Below are 18,238 nucleotides of genomic sequence, written 5' to 3' on the forward strand. Positions count from 1 at the left end.
CGTGCCAGAAAGGGGCCCGACAAAACCCGCTTGGGGTTATAGTCCCCTACGGAAAATGATCTGAGTGACGTCAACATGAAAACGCTCACGGCCCTTTTCACCTGCCTGCTCGCCAGCATCAGCGCGGTGACATTCTCCTGCGCCAATGCCGCATCGCCTCCGCGAACCTACAAGACCAGCTTCGACTGCGCCACCGCCAGAGCCCCCGTAGAAAAACTCATCTGCCGCGATCCGCAACTGGCGCAGATGGATCTTGAGCTCATGCGGCTTTATCGCCTCGCGCTCACCGATGAACGCTCCGTACCACCTCCCGACAAAGTCATCATTGACCAGCAGTTCTGGATCGACGCCCGCAACCAGTGCGGCTCCGGGCCTGAGGCCAAGGCCTGTACGATCCGCAGTTATGCCCAGCGTGCCTACCAACTGCGCCAAGGCTCGGCCATTGTTCGAACCAAGGATCCAGACCGGCTGACCGAAGGCCCCCAGGCGTTTCGTTGTGCCGGGTTTAATGCACCGATTGCCGCGACTTTCTTTACGACGCAACCGGGTGTCGTGTACCTGAAGTGGGCGAACACCTCGGTCACCCTCAGTCAGGTGCAAAGCTATTCAGGCACCCAATACACCGGCAAGGATGTCCTCGGGAACTACAGCTTTCGGCAAAACGAAAACGGGGTGTTTTTCCAGAAACCTGGCTCTGGCGAGATGAACTGTACGGCCGAGCCGGTCGGCTGAAGGCTCTGGCGGTATCAGGTCGCCCTCTGTCGCTCCAACCGCTCTGGGACCACGATCCTGCTCGCTTGAACAGGCGACCGTACATCGCGTGCGTTTAAGTGACACCTCAAATGTGTCGACAATACTGTTGATGCGGCCCGCATAAATCATTATATTCCGCCTCGATCACGAGATAGTGTCGACAATCAGTGTCGCCAGCTTCTCAGAACAGCTTTTGTAGGAGCCGTTGCTCCAGTGGTTACCGGTGGTCACCCTCGACCGCTGGGCGACGGCTCCTACTTTTATTTTTCGAACAAAACCCGGGCAGCTTTTCGCCCAACACGCGGTATGACAGGAGAAACCCAGTGCTTGAGACCTACGTACAACAATTACAAGCACGTGCCGAGCAAGGGCTTCCACCCTTGGCGCTGAATGCCGAACAAACGGCAGGCCTGGTTGAACTGCTGAAAAATCCTCCAGCGGGCGAAGAAGCTTTCCTCGTTGACCTGATCACCAATCGCGTTCCACCTGGCGTGGACGAAGCAGCCTATGTCAAGGCCGGCTTCCTGTCCGCCCTCGCCAAAGGCGAAGCCAAATCCCCTCTGATCGACAAGAAGCGCGCTGTAGAACTGCTCGGCACCATGCAGGGCGGCTACAACATCGTGACCCTGGTCAACCTGCTGGACGACGCCGAACTGGCACCCGTAGCGGCCGAAGAACTCAAGCACACCCTGCTGATGTTCGACGCCTTCCACGACGTCGCTGAACGCGCCAAGAACGGTAACGTTCACGCACAAGGCGTGCTGCAATCCTGGGCTGATGGCGAGTGGTTCAAAAACCGCCCTGTTCTGGCCGACAAGATCAGCCTGCGCGTGTTCAAGGTCACCGGCGAAACCAACACCGACGACCTGTCCCCTGCCCCGGACGCCTGGTCCCGCCCGGACATCCCGCTGCACGCCCTGGCCATGCTGAAAATGGCGCGCGACGGCATCGTGCCGGACGAACAAGGCGTCACCGGCCCGATGAAGCAGATCGAGGAAATGCGCGGTCAAGGCTTCCCGATTGCCTACGTCGGTGACGTGGTCGGTACCGGTTCGTCGCGTAAATCCGCCACCAACTCGGTGCTGTGGTTCTTCGGCGACGACGTGCCGTTCGTGCCGAACAAGCGCGCTGGCGGTTTCTGCTTCGGCAACAAGATCGCCCCGATCTTCTACAACACCATGGAAGATGCCGGCGCCCTGCCGATCGAATTCGATGTGTCCAATATGCACATGGGCGACGTGATCGACCTGTATCCGCATGCTGGCAAAGTCTGCAAGCACGGTACTGACGACGTCATCACTACCTTCGAAATGAAGACCCCTGTGCTGTTGGACGAAGTCCGTGCTGGCGGTCGTATCCCGCTGATCATCGGCCGGGGCCTGACCGAAAAGGCGCGTGCCGAGCTGGGGCTGGCGCCTTCGGATCTGTTCAAGAAACCTGAAGCGCCGGCTGAAAGCACCAAAGGTTTCACCCTGGCGCAGAAAATGGTCGGCAAAGCGTGCGGCGTGACAGGCGTTCGTCCGGGCACCTACTGCGAGCCGAAAATGACCACCGTCGGCTCCCAGGACACCACCGGTCCGATGACCCGTGATGAACTGAAAGACCTGGCGTGCCTGGGCTTCTCGACAGATCTGGTGATGCAGTCCTTCTGCCACACCGCGGCTTACCCCAAGCCTGTCGATGTCACGACTCACCACACCCTGCCGGACTTCATGCGCAACCGCGGCGGCGTGTCGCTCAAGCCGGGTGACGGCATCATCCACAGCTGGCTGAACCGCATGCTGCTGCCGGACACCGTCGGCACCGGTGGTGACTCGCACACCCGTTTCCCGATCGGTATTTCGTTCCCGGCCGGTTCCGGTCTGATCGCGTTCGCCGCGGCCACCGGCGTCATGCCGCTGGACATGCCGGAATCGGTTCTGGTGCGTTTCAAAGGCCAGATGCAACCGGGCATCACCCTGCGTGACCTGGTCCATTCGATTCCTTACTACGCGATCAAGGCCGGTCTGCTGACCGTGGAAAAGAAAGGCAAGGTCAACGCGTTCTCCGGCCGCATCCTGGAAATCGAAGGCCTGGACAACCTGACCGTCGAGCAAGCGTTCGAGCTGTCTGACGCGTCCGCTGAGCGTTCGGCTGCCGGCTGCACCATCAAGCTCCCGGAAAAAGCCATTGCCGAATACCTGACCTCGAACATCACCCTGCTGCGCTGGATGATCGGCGAAGGCTACGGCGATGCGCGCACCCTGGAACGTCGTGCTCAAGCGATGGAAGCCTGGCTGGCCAACCCTGAGCTGCTGGTGGCTGACAAAGACGCCGAGTACGCCGAAATCATCGAGATTGATCTGGCTGAGATCACTCAACCGATTCTGTGCGCACCGAACGACCCGGATGACGCCCGTCTGTTGTCGACCGCTGAAGGCCAGAAGATCGACGAAGTGTTCATCGGTTCGTGCATGACCAACATCGGTCACTTCCGCGCCGCCGGCAAATTGCTGGAGCAGGTCGACGGTCAGCTACCGACTCGTCTGTGGCTGTCGCCGCCGACCAAAATGGACGCGCATCAGCTGACTGAAGAAGGTTACTACGGCATCTACAACAAGGCCGGCGCTCGTATGGAAATGCCGGGCTGCTCGCTGTGCATGGGTAACCAGGCTCGCGTAGAACCGAATTCGACTGTTGTGTCGACGTCGACCCGTAACTTCCCGAACCGTCTGGGTGACGGCGCGAACGTCTACCTGGCTTCGGCCGAGCTGGCGTCCGTGGCTTCCATCCTGGGTCGCCTGCCGACCGTCGAGGAGTACATGGAATACGCGGGCAAGATCGACAGCATGGCGGCCGATGTCTACCGCTACCTGTCCTTCGACCAGATCGCCGAGTTCCGTGAAGCTGCTGCGAACGCCAACATTCCGGTGGTTCAAGCGTAACGTTACAAAGCAATAGAAAACGCCGCCCATCGTGAGATGAGCGGCGTTTTTTTATGCCCAAGAGTTCCGCCAGCCCCCCCTGTGGGAGCGAGCCTGCTCGCGAATGCGGTGGATCAATCAACGATGATGTCGACTGACACACCGCTTTCGCGAGCAGGCTCGCTCCCACAGTGTTCTTCGGTGTGCTGGCGATCCGTGCCATGCCACTCGTCAGCGCCTCAGCACCTTCCCCCACCCGGATCTTCCAACGTTTTATACCCCCTCGCAGGAAGACCCGGATGATGAACAGAACAATCACCACCCTCGCCATCGCCAGCCTGTTGTCGACGGGCTCGTTTTTCGCCATGGCCGCCGAGAAGGCAGACATTCCGCCCACTGCCATTCCCGGCGTCAACCAGGCCCAAGGCGCGGAATCCAATGAGCAGAAAGCCGACAAAAAGGGCGAGGAAGCCTCGGGCTCAAACTCCGGCGCCGAATCGCAGGAAACGGAAAAAGACGCCGCTACGTCGAGCGGTTCGAAGGGCGACGAAAAAACCGAGTGAACGCAGTCAACGGAGGTACACGACATGCACAACGATGACGATGTGAACAAAGCATCCAACGCCCCTCCCACTGATGTGTCGGGCAAACCCGTCAACGTGGTCGAAAGGGACCTGCACGACACCTCAAGTGAAACCGAGGGCATTGATGAAGCCATTACGCCCTCTTCCACCCGCGCCAAGGAGCAGGACGCTGAAAAGCTCAGGGATAAAATCGCGGAAATAGAACGCACGGTGGCGGACGGTAATTAAAAGGGACCGCCCATTTCTACCCGTTAAGGGTGGGGTCTTATGTCGTGCGGATTGTCCATAATCGGCACAGTCAGGCCGGTGTACAAGCAACCGGCCCGGTTGCTTCTCTTCGCCCTCCATTTCCTCGATCATCAGGGCCGTAGGGGCAGACATTTGGTGTCGTGGGCGGTCACCCTCCTTCACTGAAAAGTCTGCCCCTGTTTTTTTATGCGCTTCGCCACTCAACGTCTGTCGTCAGACAGCGGAGTCGGCTCGTCCGCCTCCGGCATGTCCCTGTCCGGGTCTTCCCAATCATCGGGACGCTGGTCGTCGGGGCTTGTCAGCGGATCGTATCGACCCGGATCGGCAGGGTTGGCCATCGGGTCGTCGGTGCCTGGCTCCGGCCTGGATGGAACCGCGTCCTGCACCGGGTTCTGGTCTTGTTGCTGGAAAGTCGAATCGTCGGACATACCCACCTCGCCGCTCAGGGTCCGGAATCTCCGGGCCGTAAAGATTGGAAGTGGACCGCGTTGCAGCGTGCGTTCGAACAGACCAGCGGCTAGCCCTCGGCGCCAGTGGCCCGATCGGTTGCGTCCTTGGCGGCGCAGCACAGCAAGATGTCAGACACGCGCATGATCGGCAGCGGGTCGGTCTGCCGACGTTCTTTGAGCCATTGGCGGCTGCGTCCAATATCCAGCTGCAGATTCAACAACATCATCAGGCTCAGCAACTCCTGGGAAACCCGCCCCTGGCCGCATTCAGGACAATGAAACTCCTGCCCGACGCCTGCGCAAAGTGTTCGTGCAAAAGGATTTTCACAGATCAAACAAGACATAGTCGGTCTCCACCCAATGAAAAGTAGAGAGCCGCGCGCGCTGAAAGGTGTTCAGCGTGGCCGACGAACGGTGCTGCGCGCTCAGCGCAGCAACGCCGAGAGCGTCAGCGCGTTGCCCAATGCAGCACCACTGGCGGTGTTGTCGAACATGCACCACGTCGCTTCGCTATCGGTAGTGGCTGTCTGAAGATTGAGTGCCAGGCTCTGCAGCGTGGGCAATTCGTAGGGGCTGAAGTAAGTTCGGGGCGACCCGTGCAGTCGCCAATACTTCAATCCCGGCCAGCCCCCCGGCAGCGCGTCATGGCTGATGCGCGATGGATCAACTGCCGCCCGGGCAATTCGGTGGTGGATCAACAGCGGCTCGGCATCGAGCCAGGATTCATGCCGAGGCTCCAGCACCACGTGGCCGGCATACTGACGCCTGAGTTCAATGAAAAAACTCTCAGCCACTGAATGATCAAACGCCAATGAAGGTGGCAACTGCACCAGCAAGCAGCCCAATCGATCATTCAAGCCTGAACACTGCGAGATAAACTCATCGAGTTCCCACCCACAATCCTGCAAGCGCCGTTCGTGGGTGATCCGCCTGGGCACCTTGACGCAGAAACGAAAGCCTTCGGGCACTGAGTCAGCCCAACGAGCGTAGGTTTCCCGGCGGTGCGGACGATAAAACGAGCTATTGATCTCGACGCTGTTCAGTCTCGAGGCATAGCGTTGCAGGTGCGTGCCCTCAACCGGGAATGTCGACACATACTCGCGCCCCAGACTCCAACCTGCACACCCGATGAAAATCCTCTGGCTGTTCAATATTGCTGGCTCATTTGATCAGTCTCCACGCCCGGAAAATCGCCCATGCGGCGGTCTTGTCCAGAATTGAAATGCTCGGGTTTGTAGAGTTCGAATTGTTTTGCGAATGGCCGATGAGCAGCGCAGCGCGCCTTTCGATCAATCCGATGGAACCTAAGGATTCGGCCCGTTCTCTATCGCAGGACCAGCAGAAGGAGAAGTCACCATGATCGACCCATTAACCGGCATGAGGCCAGGCGAGCGTTACAACGTCGAGAGCCTCGAGCGCACACCGCATTTCCCCGGCTTCTTTCTCGATGGAAAGTATTACCTCGGGCCTGAGTTGCAGACGGCGGTCGGCTGGCTTGAAGGGCAGCAATTTCTGTATGACCAACTCGATCCGACGGGCGAGCCGGTGTATCCCGGGCGTGTCGCCGGCATCATTGAAGACCTGACGTTGATCCTCGGCGATGGCGCACGCCTGAAACTGAGCGAGATGGCGTACGACGCCCCCAGATACCTGCCCACCGAAATGACCGATGACATTCTGAACACGTACCCGTTGGCAACCGTCAGGCCAGTCAGACCTTCGCCGCTGCTGGTCATCGGTGCGGCGCTGTTAGTTAGCGGATGTCTGCTCGCGTTCAATCGTTTGGGTAGCCGACGCTCTGCCCGTTAGATTCACGGGCAATCGCTGTGATTGCCCGCGATCCCCGGTTTACAGATACCAGCGATATTCCCGCGCGCTGATTTCCTGCATGAACGCCAGGTGGTCCTGACGTTTGTTCTCGCAATACACGTCCACAAACTCCGCGCCCAATCCTTCACGCAGTCGCGGTTGATGCTGCATCGCGCGCACGGCTTCGAGCATTTCCTTAGGAAAGTCGACGCCACTGTTGCGGTCTTCGTTCAGCGGCAGAATCGGTTCCTTGCCGGACTCCAGCCCATGTTCCAATCCGACCAGAATCGCCGCCAACACCAGATACGGATTGGCATCGGCACCGGCCAGGCGATGTTCGATGCGCAAGTTCTTCGAGTCCGATTCCGGAATGCGCAGACACGCATCGCGGTCTTCAAACCCCCAGCTCGCTTGGGTGGCGATGTTGGTCGTACCACCCAAACGTCGATAGGCGTTCTGGTTCGGGGCGAAAACCGGCATGCAATGAGGCAACAGTTCCAGGCAGCCGGCCACAGCGTGACGCAATGATTGCTGCTGGTTGGCTGCCAGAATGTTGTTGCCGGCCGCATCGTAAAGGCTGACATGCACATGCATGCCGCTGCCCGGATGCTGCAAGTAAGGCTTGGCCATGAAACTCGCTCGATAACCATGCTTGAGCGCCACGCCACGGCTGCTGCGACAGAACAGCGCCGCCCAATCTGCAGCGCGCAAGCCGTCGTCGAGGTGACCGAAATTGATTTCGAACTGACCCGGCCCGAGTTCGGCCGTGATCACCGTGCTGTCGATGCCTTGAGCGCGCGAGGCTTCGACCATGTCGTCGAGTACCGGCGCAAAGCGTGACAATCGTTCGATGTGCATGTTGGGCTGGTCGTCGGCGTCGTCGGTCAGGTCATCTCGGGGAAACTGCGGCAGCCCGTCGCGCAGTTTTTTATCGAACAGGTAGAACTCCAGTTCGAATGCCACCACCGGATGAATGCCTTTGCCGGCGAGCCTGTCGAGGACCTGCGCGAGCACCTGGCGCGGTTCGAACACGATGGGCTTTGCTGTGCCGTCCGAGGTGATCAGCATTTGCCCAAGCGGTTGCGCTTCCCAGGTCACGGGCTTGAGAGTGCCCGGCACTAGCCGACGCACGGCGTCCGGGTCACCATCGTTGAAGCAGTAATCACCAATCTTGAACAATCCGCCTTGCACGCCCAGCAGCACGCAATTCTGCGGCAGTTTCAGCGCCGTGCCGGCCGCGACCTTTTCCAGCATGTCCACCGGGTAGCGCTTGCCGTAGAAATGCCCGGGAATATCGAGGGAAATCAGGTCGACATAACGCACCTCAGGGTAGCGTTGGCGAAAGGCACGCACCTCGGCCAGCAGGTCAGAGCAGGTAGCATCCATCATTGTGGGTCCTTTGCTTGTTATCAGGTGTAAACCCAGAGCACTCGCGTGAGTTGCCCGGTGAGGTTGCCGTAGCGGCAACGGGTATGGCTGTCGAACTGAAAACTGTCGCCAGCGACCAAAGTCACAGGTTCTTCGTCGTCGCCCAGCCACAGCGTCAGCTCGCCTTCGAGCACGTAGCCGCCCTGCTCCGAGCTGTCACTCATGTGCCGGTCGCCGCTGCTGGCTCCGGCTTCCAGATGACTTTCGAGCATGGAAAATGACGCGCGCATTTTTGGTGAAACCAGAATGTCGGTAATGCCGTTGGCGTAGTACAGCGTGCGACGTTCGTCAGGCCGCGTGACCCAGGGCAACTCCTTGGGTTTCGGCAGGCTGTAGAAGTACGTGGTCGGTACGCCCAGGGTTTCGCTGATCGCCGTCAGGTCGGCCACGGTGGGTCGCGACAGGCCGCGTTCGACCTGCGAAAGAAAACCGACGGAGCGGCCGATTTTGTCGGCCAGTTCCTTCAAGGTGTATTTCTTGTGCTTGCGCAAATCGTGAATCAGGATCGCCAACGCAGCGATTTCTTCTTGCTTGTTCATGCCTGGGATTCCGCTAGATGACTCATCAGATACTGTCGCGCAGTCGATACCAGGCTTTGCCGATGGCTTCCAGCGGTGCCGCGAGGTATTTGCCGCCGGGAAAACTGCCGTTGTCCAGACCTTGATACAAGGACAATTCATCGTCCTTGCCCAGAATGGCGTCGGACACCGCACGGGCGGCGGCCAGTGTCGGCAGCACGCCATGCCCGGAATAGCCTTGCAGCCAGTAGCGATCACCCGACCGGCCAACGTCGGGCGTTCGTTTAAGAGTCAGGTCGATGTGTCCGCCCCAGGCGAACTCCAGTTCCACGCCTTTGAGCTGCGGAAACACCCGTTCCAGGTACGGTCGTGTGGCCCCGGCGATGTCCTTGGGCATGCCACCCAGATAGGTGCAGCCACCGCCGAACAGCAGGCGGTTGTCGGGGGTGCGACGGAAATAGTCGAGGACAAACTGATTGTCGGTAACGCAGACATTGCTCGGCAGCAGCGCAGTGGCTTGCTCGGGCGTCAGGGGCGCGGTCGCCACTTGATACGTCCCGACGGGCAACACGCAACTGGCCAGTTGCGGGTCGAGCCGGTCCAGATAGGCGTTACAGGCCAGCACCAGCACATCGGCGCGAATCGACCCGCGCTCAGTGTTCACCACGAAACGGCCAGCCTCCTCTCGATAACTCAATGCTTTGCTTTGTTCATGAATGCGCCCGCCCGCACGTTCGATGGCGGCGGCCAGGCCGATGGCCAGTTTCAGCGGGTTCAAATGAGCGCCTTCAGGGTCGTACAACCCTGCCTGATAGCGCTCGCTGGCGATCCATTCCGGTAACTGTTCACGGCTGATGAGCTGCAAACCGTGGTGGCCCCACTTGTGACTGGCCTCGCGCTGCCACTCGGTCAGCAGGCCGACACGTCGTGGCATGACCGAGGTCCACAAATGGCCGGCGCGATAATCACAATCGAAGCCGTGGCGAGCGGGTAATTCACGCAGTTCCTGCGCCGCCCAGCGCATGCCGTCCCACAACCGCCGTGCGCGCTCATAACCCAGCGCGGCTTCCAGCGGCGGCATGTCACACGACCAACCGAGAATGGCCTGACCACCATTGCGCCCCGAGGCGGCCCACGCCACGCGACTGGCTTCCAGCAGTGTCACGCGTTTGCCGGCCAGCGCCAGGCGCAACGCCGTGTGCAGCCCACTGAACCCGGCGCCGATGATCAGGATGTCGGTATCGTGTTCACCGGAAAGTGCGGGCCGGGTGGTCAGGCGATCAGCGCAACTGTGGGCGTAGTAGCTGGCGACATGCTGCGTGGACTGCTGGAACATACAAGCCCTCATGAAATTATGTTTTTATAATTTCATGAAAAACTACAGGATTAATTTCATATGGGCAACCAGCAAGTCTTTCAGTGCCTTGGCTGGCCCCTTCGCGAGCAGGCTCGCTCCCACATTGGATTTCCTTTAGTCGCCTATTTTGTGGATGACACAGATCACCTGTGGGAGCGAGCCTGCTCGCGAAGGGGCCATTCCAGACCAACAGAAATCCTCAGGTATCGGGCGACTTATGCCACGGATACCCCTTGGCACTGAGCTCAAACGCGTAATCAAACAACCGCTTCATGTACTCGCCATCGAACTGACGATTGCGCAGGTGAAGAAAATCCGCCCCGATGTACGCCAGATTGAAATCCGCCCCGTCCTGCTGGGCGATTCGGTAAATCCGCTCCAGGTCGCTGATGCCTTGCATCTGGATCAACGCGCTGATGGCGCGACCGCCAATGCTCAACGTGCGACGTTTGGTCCCCGACCACTGCGGCTCCATTTTGCCGTTGCGAATCACGTAGAAATGCCGATCGCGGCGCAAACGCGCGCCGGTCACACTGTTCAGTGCCATGACGGTGCCCGGGGGATAAAGGAATACCTGTGTGATGACGCCGCCATCGACGTGCATTTCCTGGAACGGTTGGCCGTTTACCTCCACGTCGATCATGACGGGAGAAACGGCCCCCGGAATGCTCATCGACGCGATCAGGATCCGCCGGAACAGGTCGAGCGCTCCCGGTGCGCCGCTGGCGGCAATGGCGCCCATGTTCCAGGTCACAGGCCGGCCCGCATCGAGATCGGTGGTGCCGATCATCAGCAGCCGCCCGTTGGCGTATTGCGCCGCAATCGCCGCCAGTATGTCCGCAGAAATGCACTGCGCGACCAGCCGCGCCAATGGCTTACTGTCGGCAATGCCGTCGCTGGCAAGCCGGGTCAGCACACTGCGTGAATGGAAAACGTCCTTGGGTCCGATGGCGCTGCAAATGCGCAGGATGATGTCGTCGTACTGAGGCCCCAGGTACGCGAACGGGGCCACCAGGGCCCCGGCGCTGATGCCCGTGACGACTTTGAAAGAGGGACGCGAACCATGCAGCGTCCATCCCGCGATGATCCCCGCCGCAAAAGTGCCGGCGTCCCCACCCCCGGAAATCGCCAGCATGTTGGCCAGTGGCAGGGTGTCATTCGGCTCCCCTGCCCTGGCCAGCGCTTCGGCCTCTCGCAGATTGGACTGGTGCACATCCCGAATCAGCGGCGCGAGGTCCCGGTCCAGCCAGTAACGTGCCTCGGGAATGCCGGGGACGACCGCCAGTTCCGTCAAGCTCGGCGGCACGGCATCCCGGCGTTGCAGACACGCCTGGCGCAACATGTTCCACGTTGACCCACCAGGTCCGGGCTGGAATGGTTTCAACACGCCTCCTCATGACCTGAGGACGTCAGGCACCCTCCGGTCGATCCTGAACCCACTGCCAGAATAATTGGTAACCCACCGCCAGCACGACCGGCCCGATGAACAGCCCGAGGATGCCGCTGGTGACCATGCCGCCCAATGCGCCAATCAACACGACCGGCATCGGCACATCCACCCCCCGTCCCAGCAACAGTGGTTTGAGGACGTTGTCCACCAGGCCCGCCACGAACACAAAGACCGAGAAGATAATGGTCCGCGTGTTGGGTCCTTCGGTGGCCATGACATAGACGATCACCGGCAGCGTAATCAGCGTGGCCGGTAACTGCATGATGCCCAGCAGCAACACGCCGATGGCCAGCAGACCGGCGCCGGGGATGCCTTTGAGTACGAAGCCGATACCCACCAGCAGCATCTGGATGAACGCGATACCGACCACCCCGAGCGCAACGGCGCGAATGGTCGCCGTGCACAACTCGGCAATCTGCGCCCCCTTGTCCGGACCGCTAACACGCGACGCGATATCCACTGCGCAACGGCCGCCGGCTTCACCATGAGCCATGAAAATACCGGCGATGATCAAGGCGACGATGAACATCAGCAAACCTGCCCCGACGCCAGCGATTTTGGCCAACAAGCCCAGCGTGACGCCTTTTATTTGCGGCAGGTATTTCACCATCAGATCGGGCAGATCGGTCGAGGCCTGCAGCCATACCGCCGAGATGGATTTACCCACCAGCGGCCAACCGGCGACCGTATCGGGCGGAGGCGGGATCTGGAAGCTGCCCTCCTTCACCAGATCGACGACCTTGGCCACCGACTCTGCAATCGAGGTGCCCAACAGATAGACCGGCACCACCAGAATCGCGATGGCAATCACCACCAGTACGGTTGCAGCGCGTCCTTCGCTACGCCCCATCGACCCCATGAGTCGCAGTTGCAATGGATAGAGGGTGATCGCGAGGATGACCGACCACAGCATCAGGTCGCGAAACGGTCGGAAAATCTCGAAGCAGAACAGCACCAGAACGACAATCAACCCGGCACGAATCAGGACATCGAGCATGCTGCGGGTCAACGATTTCTCGGACAGAGGTGTGGGCACCATGGATGCCTCCTTGCTGATAGCTACAAAGAACGGTTGGGGAGCGGTTAGGGCAGCATAGACGGTGATTTCACAGTGCGACATCCACATTGTGCTCTGTATCGCTGTGCTGCAAAAAAAACCGCAAAAACAGCACATGGACTCAATATTCGCTGCTCAATCCACGTAACCATGGCCTCCTCACTCACCCCGTAAGGACCTCACCATGGCCATTGCAAAAGCAGTCCCCGGCAAAACCCTGCTGACCCCGACCGACCACACGCTGATCATGATTGACCACCAATCGCAGATGTCCTTTGCGACCAAGTCGATCGACGCCGTGACCCTGCGCAACAACGCCGCGCTCGTGGCCAAGGCGGCCCGTGGGTTCAAGGTCTCGACCATTCTCACCACCGTGGCCGAGAAGAGCTTTTCCGGGCCGATCTTCGACGAAATCAAATCGGTGTTTCCGGAACACAACGTGATCGACCGTACCAGCATGAACACCTGGGAAGACGAGCGCATCGCCGTTGAAGTCAACAAATTCGGCAAGCAGAAAATCGTCCTGGCCGGCCTCTGGACGTCCGTGTGCATCGTCGGCCCGGCGCTGTCGGCCATCGACCAGGGTTTCGAGGTGTACGTGATCGCCGATGCCTGCGGCGACGTCACCACCGAAGCCCACGAAATGGCCATGCAACGCATGATCCAGATCGGCGCTCGCCCCATGACCTCTCTGCAATACCTGCTCGAATTGCAGCGTGACTGGGCGCGCAGCGAAACTTATGACGAAACCGTAAAAACCTCGATCGCCAACGGCGGTGCCTACGGTCTGGGCCTGATCTATGCCAAGAGCATGTTCGGTGCCTCTGAAGCTCACTAAGCTAAAATCAGCGACTCCGTCCTCGCGGAGTCGCTGCCCGGTGGTGATTGATCGATGACGTTTTCCAAGCGCAAACCCGGCCTGCCCTTCTGGTTATCGGTGATAGTCGCCGGCACGACCGCAACGGCGCAGGCGGATGACACGGCGCAAACCGGGCAAGGGTTCCTCGACGGTGCGACGCTGAATGTGCTCAACCGCAACTTCTACCTCAACAGTGATTACCGCTCCCCTTCGCCGTCCGGCAAAAGCTACAAGGCGGAATGGGCGCAAGGGTTCATTGGCGCTTTCGAGTCTGGATTTACCCCCGGCATCCTGGGATTCGGCCTCGACAGCCACGCCTTCCTGGGCGTGAAACTCGACAGTGGCAAAGGCCGTTCCGGCACCGGGTTGCTGCCGGTGGACAGTGATGGCCGCAGTGAGGACGACTATTCCAGCGCTGGCGGCGCGCTGAAAATCAAGGCCTCCAAAACCACCGTGGCCTACGGTGAAATGATGGTTGAAACACCGGTGTTCGACACCGCCGACAAACGCCTGCAACCGGAATACGCCACCGGTTTTCTGCTGAACAGCCGCGAAATCGATGGCATGAATGTGCAGGCCGGTCACTTCACGGCGTTCAAGAATCAGGACAGTTCATCAAGCAAAGGCAATTTTTCCGGTTACGGCGCCAACACCGACGCCGGCGGCATTTCGTTTGTCGGCGCCGACCTGTTCACCCAAAGCCCTGTCGGCGGCGCAGTCTATGCCTCAACGCTGACCGATACCTGGCACCAGTACTACGGCAATCTTCACTTCAAGCAGCCGGGCGTGTTCGTCGACGCCAACCTCTACCACACGCGGGACACGGGAGAGGCATTGGCCGGCGCCATCGACAACACCGCGTTCAGCCTCTCAGGCAAATACTCCGTCGATGCCCACGGCTTTACCCTGGCCTATCAGAAAGTCAACGGTGACACCCCGTTCGATTTCGTCGGTGGTGACTCCATCTACCTGGCCAACTCGATCAAGTACGCTGACTTCAACGGCGCCCACGAACAATCCTGGCAAGTGCGCTACGACCTCGACCTGAGCACCTTCGGCGTCCCCGGCCTGGCCTTCATGACGCGTTACGTCAAAGGCACACAGATCGACGGCACCCATGCGCCCCAGGGCGGCGCCTACAACCCGTTCGATGAGGCGACCGGCACTTTCGTACCGCAACAAGGCGACGGCGGACGGCATTGGGAGCGCGACATCGATTTGCGCTACATCGTGCAATCGGGGGCGGCCAAGGACTTGTCGCTGCAACTGTCCCATGTATCGCACCGCGCCAACGCGGCTCAGGCCGGCGATGACATTGACCGGGTGTATGTGGTGATCCAGTACCCATTGAACTTCGGGCCTTTCTGATCGGGAAATTGGCGGAAGGCAGCCGGAGTCGAACCTGCCCGGGAACGGATGCCGTCCCCAACCGGGTTTGAAGCCCGGCCGCGCCACCGGGCGCGATTGCCTTCCTTGAACTCAGTGTTTGTCTGTCTGGGCCAAGGCACTGTCGAGACGGATCTGGCGTTTGTCGCCCATGCGTCGGGTCAGGCCGATGCGGTCAAAGTACTCCATGATCTGAATGCTGCGCTTGCGGCCCAGGCCGACCGTATCGCGAAACGCCGCGACTTGAATCACCGGGTCGTGCTCGGCCAACTGCAACAGCATAGCCGCCAATCGCCGGATCATCGCGTCGGTGTAGAACAGGTCCCGGACCACTTGATGCAGCAACCCCAGCCGCGCCATTTTGCGCAGCAGCAGGCGCACGCTTGCCTCGTCACCGCCCAGTTTTCGCACCCATGGCGGATCGAAACCGGCCTGTTCGAATAGCGGTTGCAAGCGCTGCCACTGGGCTTCGTCCTCTTCGCTCAAGCGTACTTGATGACCGGGTAAATGCAGCCAGGGTCCGCTGGTGGCGATGGCGCCGCTGGCGAGTAAATCGTCGAGCAGGCGGAGGAAGGTCGGGCGCTCCAGCGTGGTGGCGGTGAAACGACGCAGGCGATCACGGTCAGGGCCCATTTGATCCGGCTCGAGTGCGTGAAAGCGTGCGAGGTGCTCCAGCAACGGGGCCTTCAGGGCTTCCCAACGGGCCGAACTAAACAGCAGTGGCCCCTGGCGGGTCTCGATCAAACGCACGTCATCGGGCAAAACCCAGGTCGCGCGCGGTCGGTTGAACTGGCGCTCCAGTAGCCGTGGATCGAGGCCGCTGTCGCTGTTGGCCAACAAGGCCGGCAGGAGTTCTTCCAGCGAATGGCGGGTGGCGAGCGCCTGAAGCTGCGCCAGTCGTTCGGGGCTGCGACGGTGTCGGGTCGGGGCAAACGGATCAAGCACCCGACCGCCGCCAAGGGTGCGTTGTGCGCTCTGATCCCGCAGGATCAACGGATCGTCCTTCACCGCATGGACTGGGGCATTCAGCAGGATCTGCGCGAACATCCGCCCGCCCGGTGCCAGGCTCGTACCTTCCAACAACGCCACTCGCCCCGTCACGTCCTGAGTGCCGAGGTGAACATGCACTGGTTGAAAGTGCTCGAAGGCTTTGGCTTCGCTGGGCAACAAACGCAACTCGATGTCCAGTCGTTGGGTCGGGGCATACAGCCACTCGGCGAGCAACCATTGACCACGGTGGATGTGCTCCAGAGCCAAGCGTTCGGCACTCAGGTTCAGTGCGACGCGTTGGCCGGCAAACGCCGTGTCCGCCGCCTGGTTTTGCGCGTGCAAACCGCGCACACGCACAGGTTTGCCCAATGGGCTCAACACCAGCGTGTCGCCCACCGTTACTTGCCCGGACAGCGCCGTACCCGTCACCACGATACCGGCACCGGCGACGCTGAAGGCGCGATCAATCGCCAGTCGAAAACCACCGTCGGTACTGCGTTGATGCACGTCACGCTGTGCGTCGAGCAATGCCTGGCGCAGTGTCTCGACACCTTCCCCGGTCACACTCGACAGCGCGAGTTGCGGCGCATCGGCAAAAGGTCCGGGCGCCAGCAACGTGGTCATTTGTTCATGGACGGCATGCACCCTGTCCGGCTCGACCCGGTCGCACTTGGTGATCGCCACCAGCGCCCGGGGAATGCCCAGCAGTTCAACAATCGCCAGGTGTTCGCGGGTCTGCGGCATGACGCCGTCATCCGCCGCGACCACCAGCAACACCAGATCAATGCCCTGCGCCCCGGCCAGCATGTTGTGGGTGAAACGTTCGTGACCGGGCACGTCGATGAACCCGGTCAATTCGGCGCCCGGTTCCAGCGCGGCATACAGGTAGCCGAGGTCGATGGTCATGCCGCGTTCGCGCTCTTCCCGGCGACGGTCACCGGCCTGCCCGGTCAACGCCTGCAACAGCGCAGTCTTGCCGTGATCGATGTGCCCTGCGGTGCCGACGATCACCCTGCCCGCCCCTCGACGGCCAACTGATCGAGTTGTTGCAGCCATGCGGTTTCGTCGTCAAGTTGGCGCAGATCCAGCCACAGCGCGTCGTCATCGAGACGGCCCAACACCGGAATGGCCAACTGACGGAACGCGGCTTCCAGCCCCAGCAGTTGCCGACCGCGCAGACGTTTGGAGACGTTAGGCCGCAGGCATAACGCAGCGCTCGGCAAGCGCGCCACCGGTTGGCTGCCGCTGCCGATCATGCCCAGCGCCGGCAGCGCACTGACGCTCCAGCCGTCACCTACGGCGTGGGCCAGCGAAGGTTGCAACCGTTCGGCCTGGGCGAGGATATCGGCTTGCGGGCGAGTCAGCAGACGCAGGCTCGGCAGACGTTCGGCCAGACGATCTGGATCGCGGTACAAACCCAGCACCGCTTCGAGCGCGGCCAGGGTCAGTTTGTCGACCCGCAGCGCACGCTTGAGTGGGTTTTTCTTGATCTTCGCAATCAAGTCCTTGCGCCCGACAATCAACCCCGCCTGCGGGCCACCCAACAATTTGTCGCCACTGAAGGTGACGATGTCCGCGCCATCGAGCAGCGCCTGGCGCACCGTCGGCTCGGCGGGCAGGCCCCAGCGAGTCAGGTCCAGAAGACTGCCGCTGCCGAGGTCTTCGAGCAGCGGCAAACCATGGTTGTGCGCCAATTGCGCGAGCTCGGCGGTCGGCACCCGTGCGGTGAATCCTTCGATGGCGTAATTGCTCGCATGCACGCGCATCACCAGGCCACTGCGCGGGCCGATGGCTGCCTCGTAATCACGGGCATGGGTGCGGTTGGTGGTGCCGACTTCATGCAGCCGCACCCCGGCCCGCGCCATGATGTCGGGAATGCGGAACGCGCCGCCGATTTCAATCAGCTCGCCCCGGGAAATGATCCCTTCCTTGCGTGCGCCCAGACTGTTGAGCGTCAGCAATACGGCCGCCGCGTTGTTGTTGACCACGGTCACCGCTTCGGCGCCGGTGAGTTCGCGGATCAGGCCTTCGATCAGGTCATCACGGTCACCCCGCATGCCGCTGTGCAGGTCAAATTCAAGATTGAGCGGATAACGCGCGGCCATTTGTACGGCTTCGATGGCGACTTCCGGGAGCAACGCCCGGCCGAGGTTGGTGTGCAGCACCGTGCCAGTGAGGTTGAACACCCGGCGCACATGGCTTTGGTGCTGCCGGGCCAGACGCTCACCCGCCCGCCCTGCCAAAACCTGCGGGCTGATTTCCACGGCATCGAATTGCCCGTTCAGGACCGGTTCGCGCAAGTCATCGAGCAATTGCCGCAAGCTCGCCAGCAGCGCGTCCCGTCCATAGCGTTCGGCCAACGGCTGGCATGCGGGATGGCGCAGCAGACTGTCGATGGAAGGCAGCCGCAAGGTTTGACCGGCGGAAGGTGAAGGCATCAGGCGCT

The 18,238-nt window shown here is 60.7% G+C and carries 17 protein-coding genes and 1 tRNA gene; 7 read left to right on the forward strand and 11 right to left on the reverse strand.

The features are described from left to right. Window positions 1-75 precede the first annotated feature (75 nt). From ACWKV5_RS15685 to ACWKV5_RS15700, 4 genes are all read left to right on the forward strand, one after another. Window positions 76-732: an MliC family protein gene (locus ACWKV5_RS15685; RefSeq protein ID WP_483841976.1), complete on the forward strand. Its 657-nt coding sequence runs from the start codon at window positions 76-78 to the stop codon at window positions 730-732. 344 nt (window positions 733-1,076) lie between these two features. Continuing rightward, window positions 1,077-3,677, forward strand: coding sequence for a bifunctional aconitate hydratase 2/2-methylisocitrate dehydratase (acnB, locus tag ACWKV5_RS15690; protein WP_483841977.1), 2,601 nt, complete (start codon window positions 1,077-1,079; stop codon window positions 3,675-3,677). A gap of 281 nt (window positions 3,678-3,958) precedes the next feature. After that, window positions 3,959-4,219, forward strand: a complete 261-nt coding sequence (locus ACWKV5_RS15695) for a hypothetical protein (RefSeq protein WP_483842176.1) — start codon at window positions 3,959-3,961, stop codon at window positions 4,217-4,219. Window positions 4,220-4,243: 24 nt separating this feature from the next. Then, window positions 4,244-4,468 (forward strand): hypothetical protein, encoded by a 225-nt coding sequence (locus ACWKV5_RS15700; protein ID WP_483841978.1) that lies wholly within the window; start codon window positions 4,244-4,246, stop codon window positions 4,466-4,468. 221 nt (window positions 4,469-4,689) lie between these two features. Here the strand turns inward: ACWKV5_RS15700 and ACWKV5_RS15705 are convergent, their stop codons facing one another. The 3 genes from ACWKV5_RS15705 to ACWKV5_RS15715 all read right to left on the reverse strand — a co-directional run bounded on the left by ACWKV5_RS15705 (window position 4,690) and on the right by ACWKV5_RS15715 (window position 6,032). Then, a complete protein-coding gene (locus tag ACWKV5_RS15705) occupies window positions 4,690-4,917 on the reverse strand; it encodes a hypothetical protein (protein ID WP_483841979.1) in 228 nt (75 codons plus the stop codon). Window positions 4,918-5,006: 89 nt separating this feature from the next. Further along, window positions 5,007-5,165 (reverse strand): hypothetical protein, encoded by a 159-nt coding sequence (locus ACWKV5_RS15710; RefSeq protein WP_483841980.1) that lies wholly within the window; start codon window positions 5,163-5,165, stop codon window positions 5,007-5,009. Between the two features lie 198 nt (window positions 5,166-5,363). Further along, window positions 5,364-6,032: a DUF72 domain-containing protein gene (locus ACWKV5_RS15715; RefSeq protein ID WP_483841981.1), complete on the reverse strand. Its 669-nt coding sequence runs from the start codon at window positions 6,030-6,032 to the stop codon at window positions 5,364-5,366. Between the two features lie 262 nt (window positions 6,033-6,294). Here ACWKV5_RS15715 and ACWKV5_RS15720 point away from each other — a divergent pair, with 262 nt between their 5' ends. Next, window positions 6,295-6,747: a short chain dehydrogenase gene (locus tag ACWKV5_RS15720; RefSeq protein ID WP_483841982.1), complete on the forward strand. Its 453-nt coding sequence runs from the start codon at window positions 6,295-6,297 to the stop codon at window positions 6,745-6,747. 39 nt (window positions 6,748-6,786) lie between these two features. Here ACWKV5_RS15720 and ACWKV5_RS15725 read toward each other — a convergent pair whose 3' ends face one another. The 5 genes from ACWKV5_RS15725 to ACWKV5_RS15745 all read right to left on the reverse strand — a co-directional run bounded on the left by ACWKV5_RS15725 (window position 6,787) and on the right by ACWKV5_RS15745 (window position 12,539). After that, entirely contained in the window at window positions 6,787-8,133 is a 1,347-nt protein-coding gene (locus tag ACWKV5_RS15725; protein ID WP_483842177.1) for a glutamine synthetase family protein, read from the reverse strand. Window positions 8,134-8,156: 23 nt separating this feature from the next. Then, a complete protein-coding gene (locus ACWKV5_RS15730; protein ID WP_027923171.1) occupies window positions 8,157-8,714 on the reverse strand; it encodes a helix-turn-helix domain-containing protein in 558 nt (185 codons plus the stop codon). Window positions 8,715-8,739: 25 nt separating this feature from the next. Further along, complete coding sequence (locus tag ACWKV5_RS15735) at window positions 8,740-10,029, reverse strand: NAD(P)/FAD-dependent oxidoreductase (protein ID WP_483841983.1); 1,290 nt, start codon at window positions 10,027-10,029, stop codon at window positions 8,740-8,742. Window positions 10,030-10,249: 220 nt separating this feature from the next. After that, window positions 10,250-11,434, reverse strand: a complete 1,185-nt coding sequence (locus ACWKV5_RS15740) for a patatin-like phospholipase family protein (protein WP_483841984.1) — start codon at window positions 11,432-11,434, stop codon at window positions 10,250-10,252. Window positions 11,435-11,459: 25 nt separating this feature from the next. After that, window positions 11,460-12,539: an AI-2E family transporter gene (locus ACWKV5_RS15745; protein ID WP_483841985.1), complete on the reverse strand. Its 1,080-nt coding sequence runs from the start codon at window positions 12,537-12,539 to the stop codon at window positions 11,460-11,462. 202 nt (window positions 12,540-12,741) lie between these two features. Between ACWKV5_RS15745 and ACWKV5_RS15750 the strand changes: the two genes are divergently transcribed. Then, window positions 12,742-13,395, forward strand: coding sequence for a hydrolase (locus ACWKV5_RS15750; RefSeq protein WP_483841986.1), 654 nt, complete (start codon window positions 12,742-12,744; stop codon window positions 13,393-13,395). A 54-nt stretch (window positions 13,396-13,449) separates the two neighbouring features. Continuing rightward, window positions 13,450-14,784, forward strand: a complete 1,335-nt coding sequence (locus ACWKV5_RS15755; protein ID WP_483841987.1) for an OprD family porin — start codon at window positions 13,450-13,452, stop codon at window positions 14,782-14,784. A gap of 9 nt (window positions 14,785-14,793) precedes the next feature. Here ACWKV5_RS15755 and ACWKV5_RS15760 read toward each other — a convergent pair. From ACWKV5_RS15760 to selA, 3 genes are all read right to left on the reverse strand, one after another. Further along, a tRNA-Sec gene (locus tag ACWKV5_RS15760) sits at window positions 14,794-14,889 on the reverse strand. A gap of 6 nt (window positions 14,890-14,895) precedes the next feature. Then, window positions 14,896-16,803: a selenocysteine-specific translation elongation factor gene (gene selB / locus ACWKV5_RS15765; protein WP_483842178.1), complete on the reverse strand. Its 1,908-nt coding sequence runs from the start codon at window positions 16,801-16,803 to the stop codon at window positions 14,896-14,898. After that, window positions 16,800-18,230: an L-seryl-tRNA(Sec) selenium transferase gene (gene selA, locus ACWKV5_RS15770; protein WP_483841988.1), complete on the reverse strand. Its 1,431-nt coding sequence runs from the start codon at window positions 18,228-18,230 to the stop codon at window positions 16,800-16,802. The genes selB and selA overlap by 4 nt, the downstream gene beginning before the upstream one ends. Window positions 18,231-18,238: the final 8 nt, after the last annotated feature.

This window comes from Pseudomonas oplopanacis, assembly GCF_057128725.1.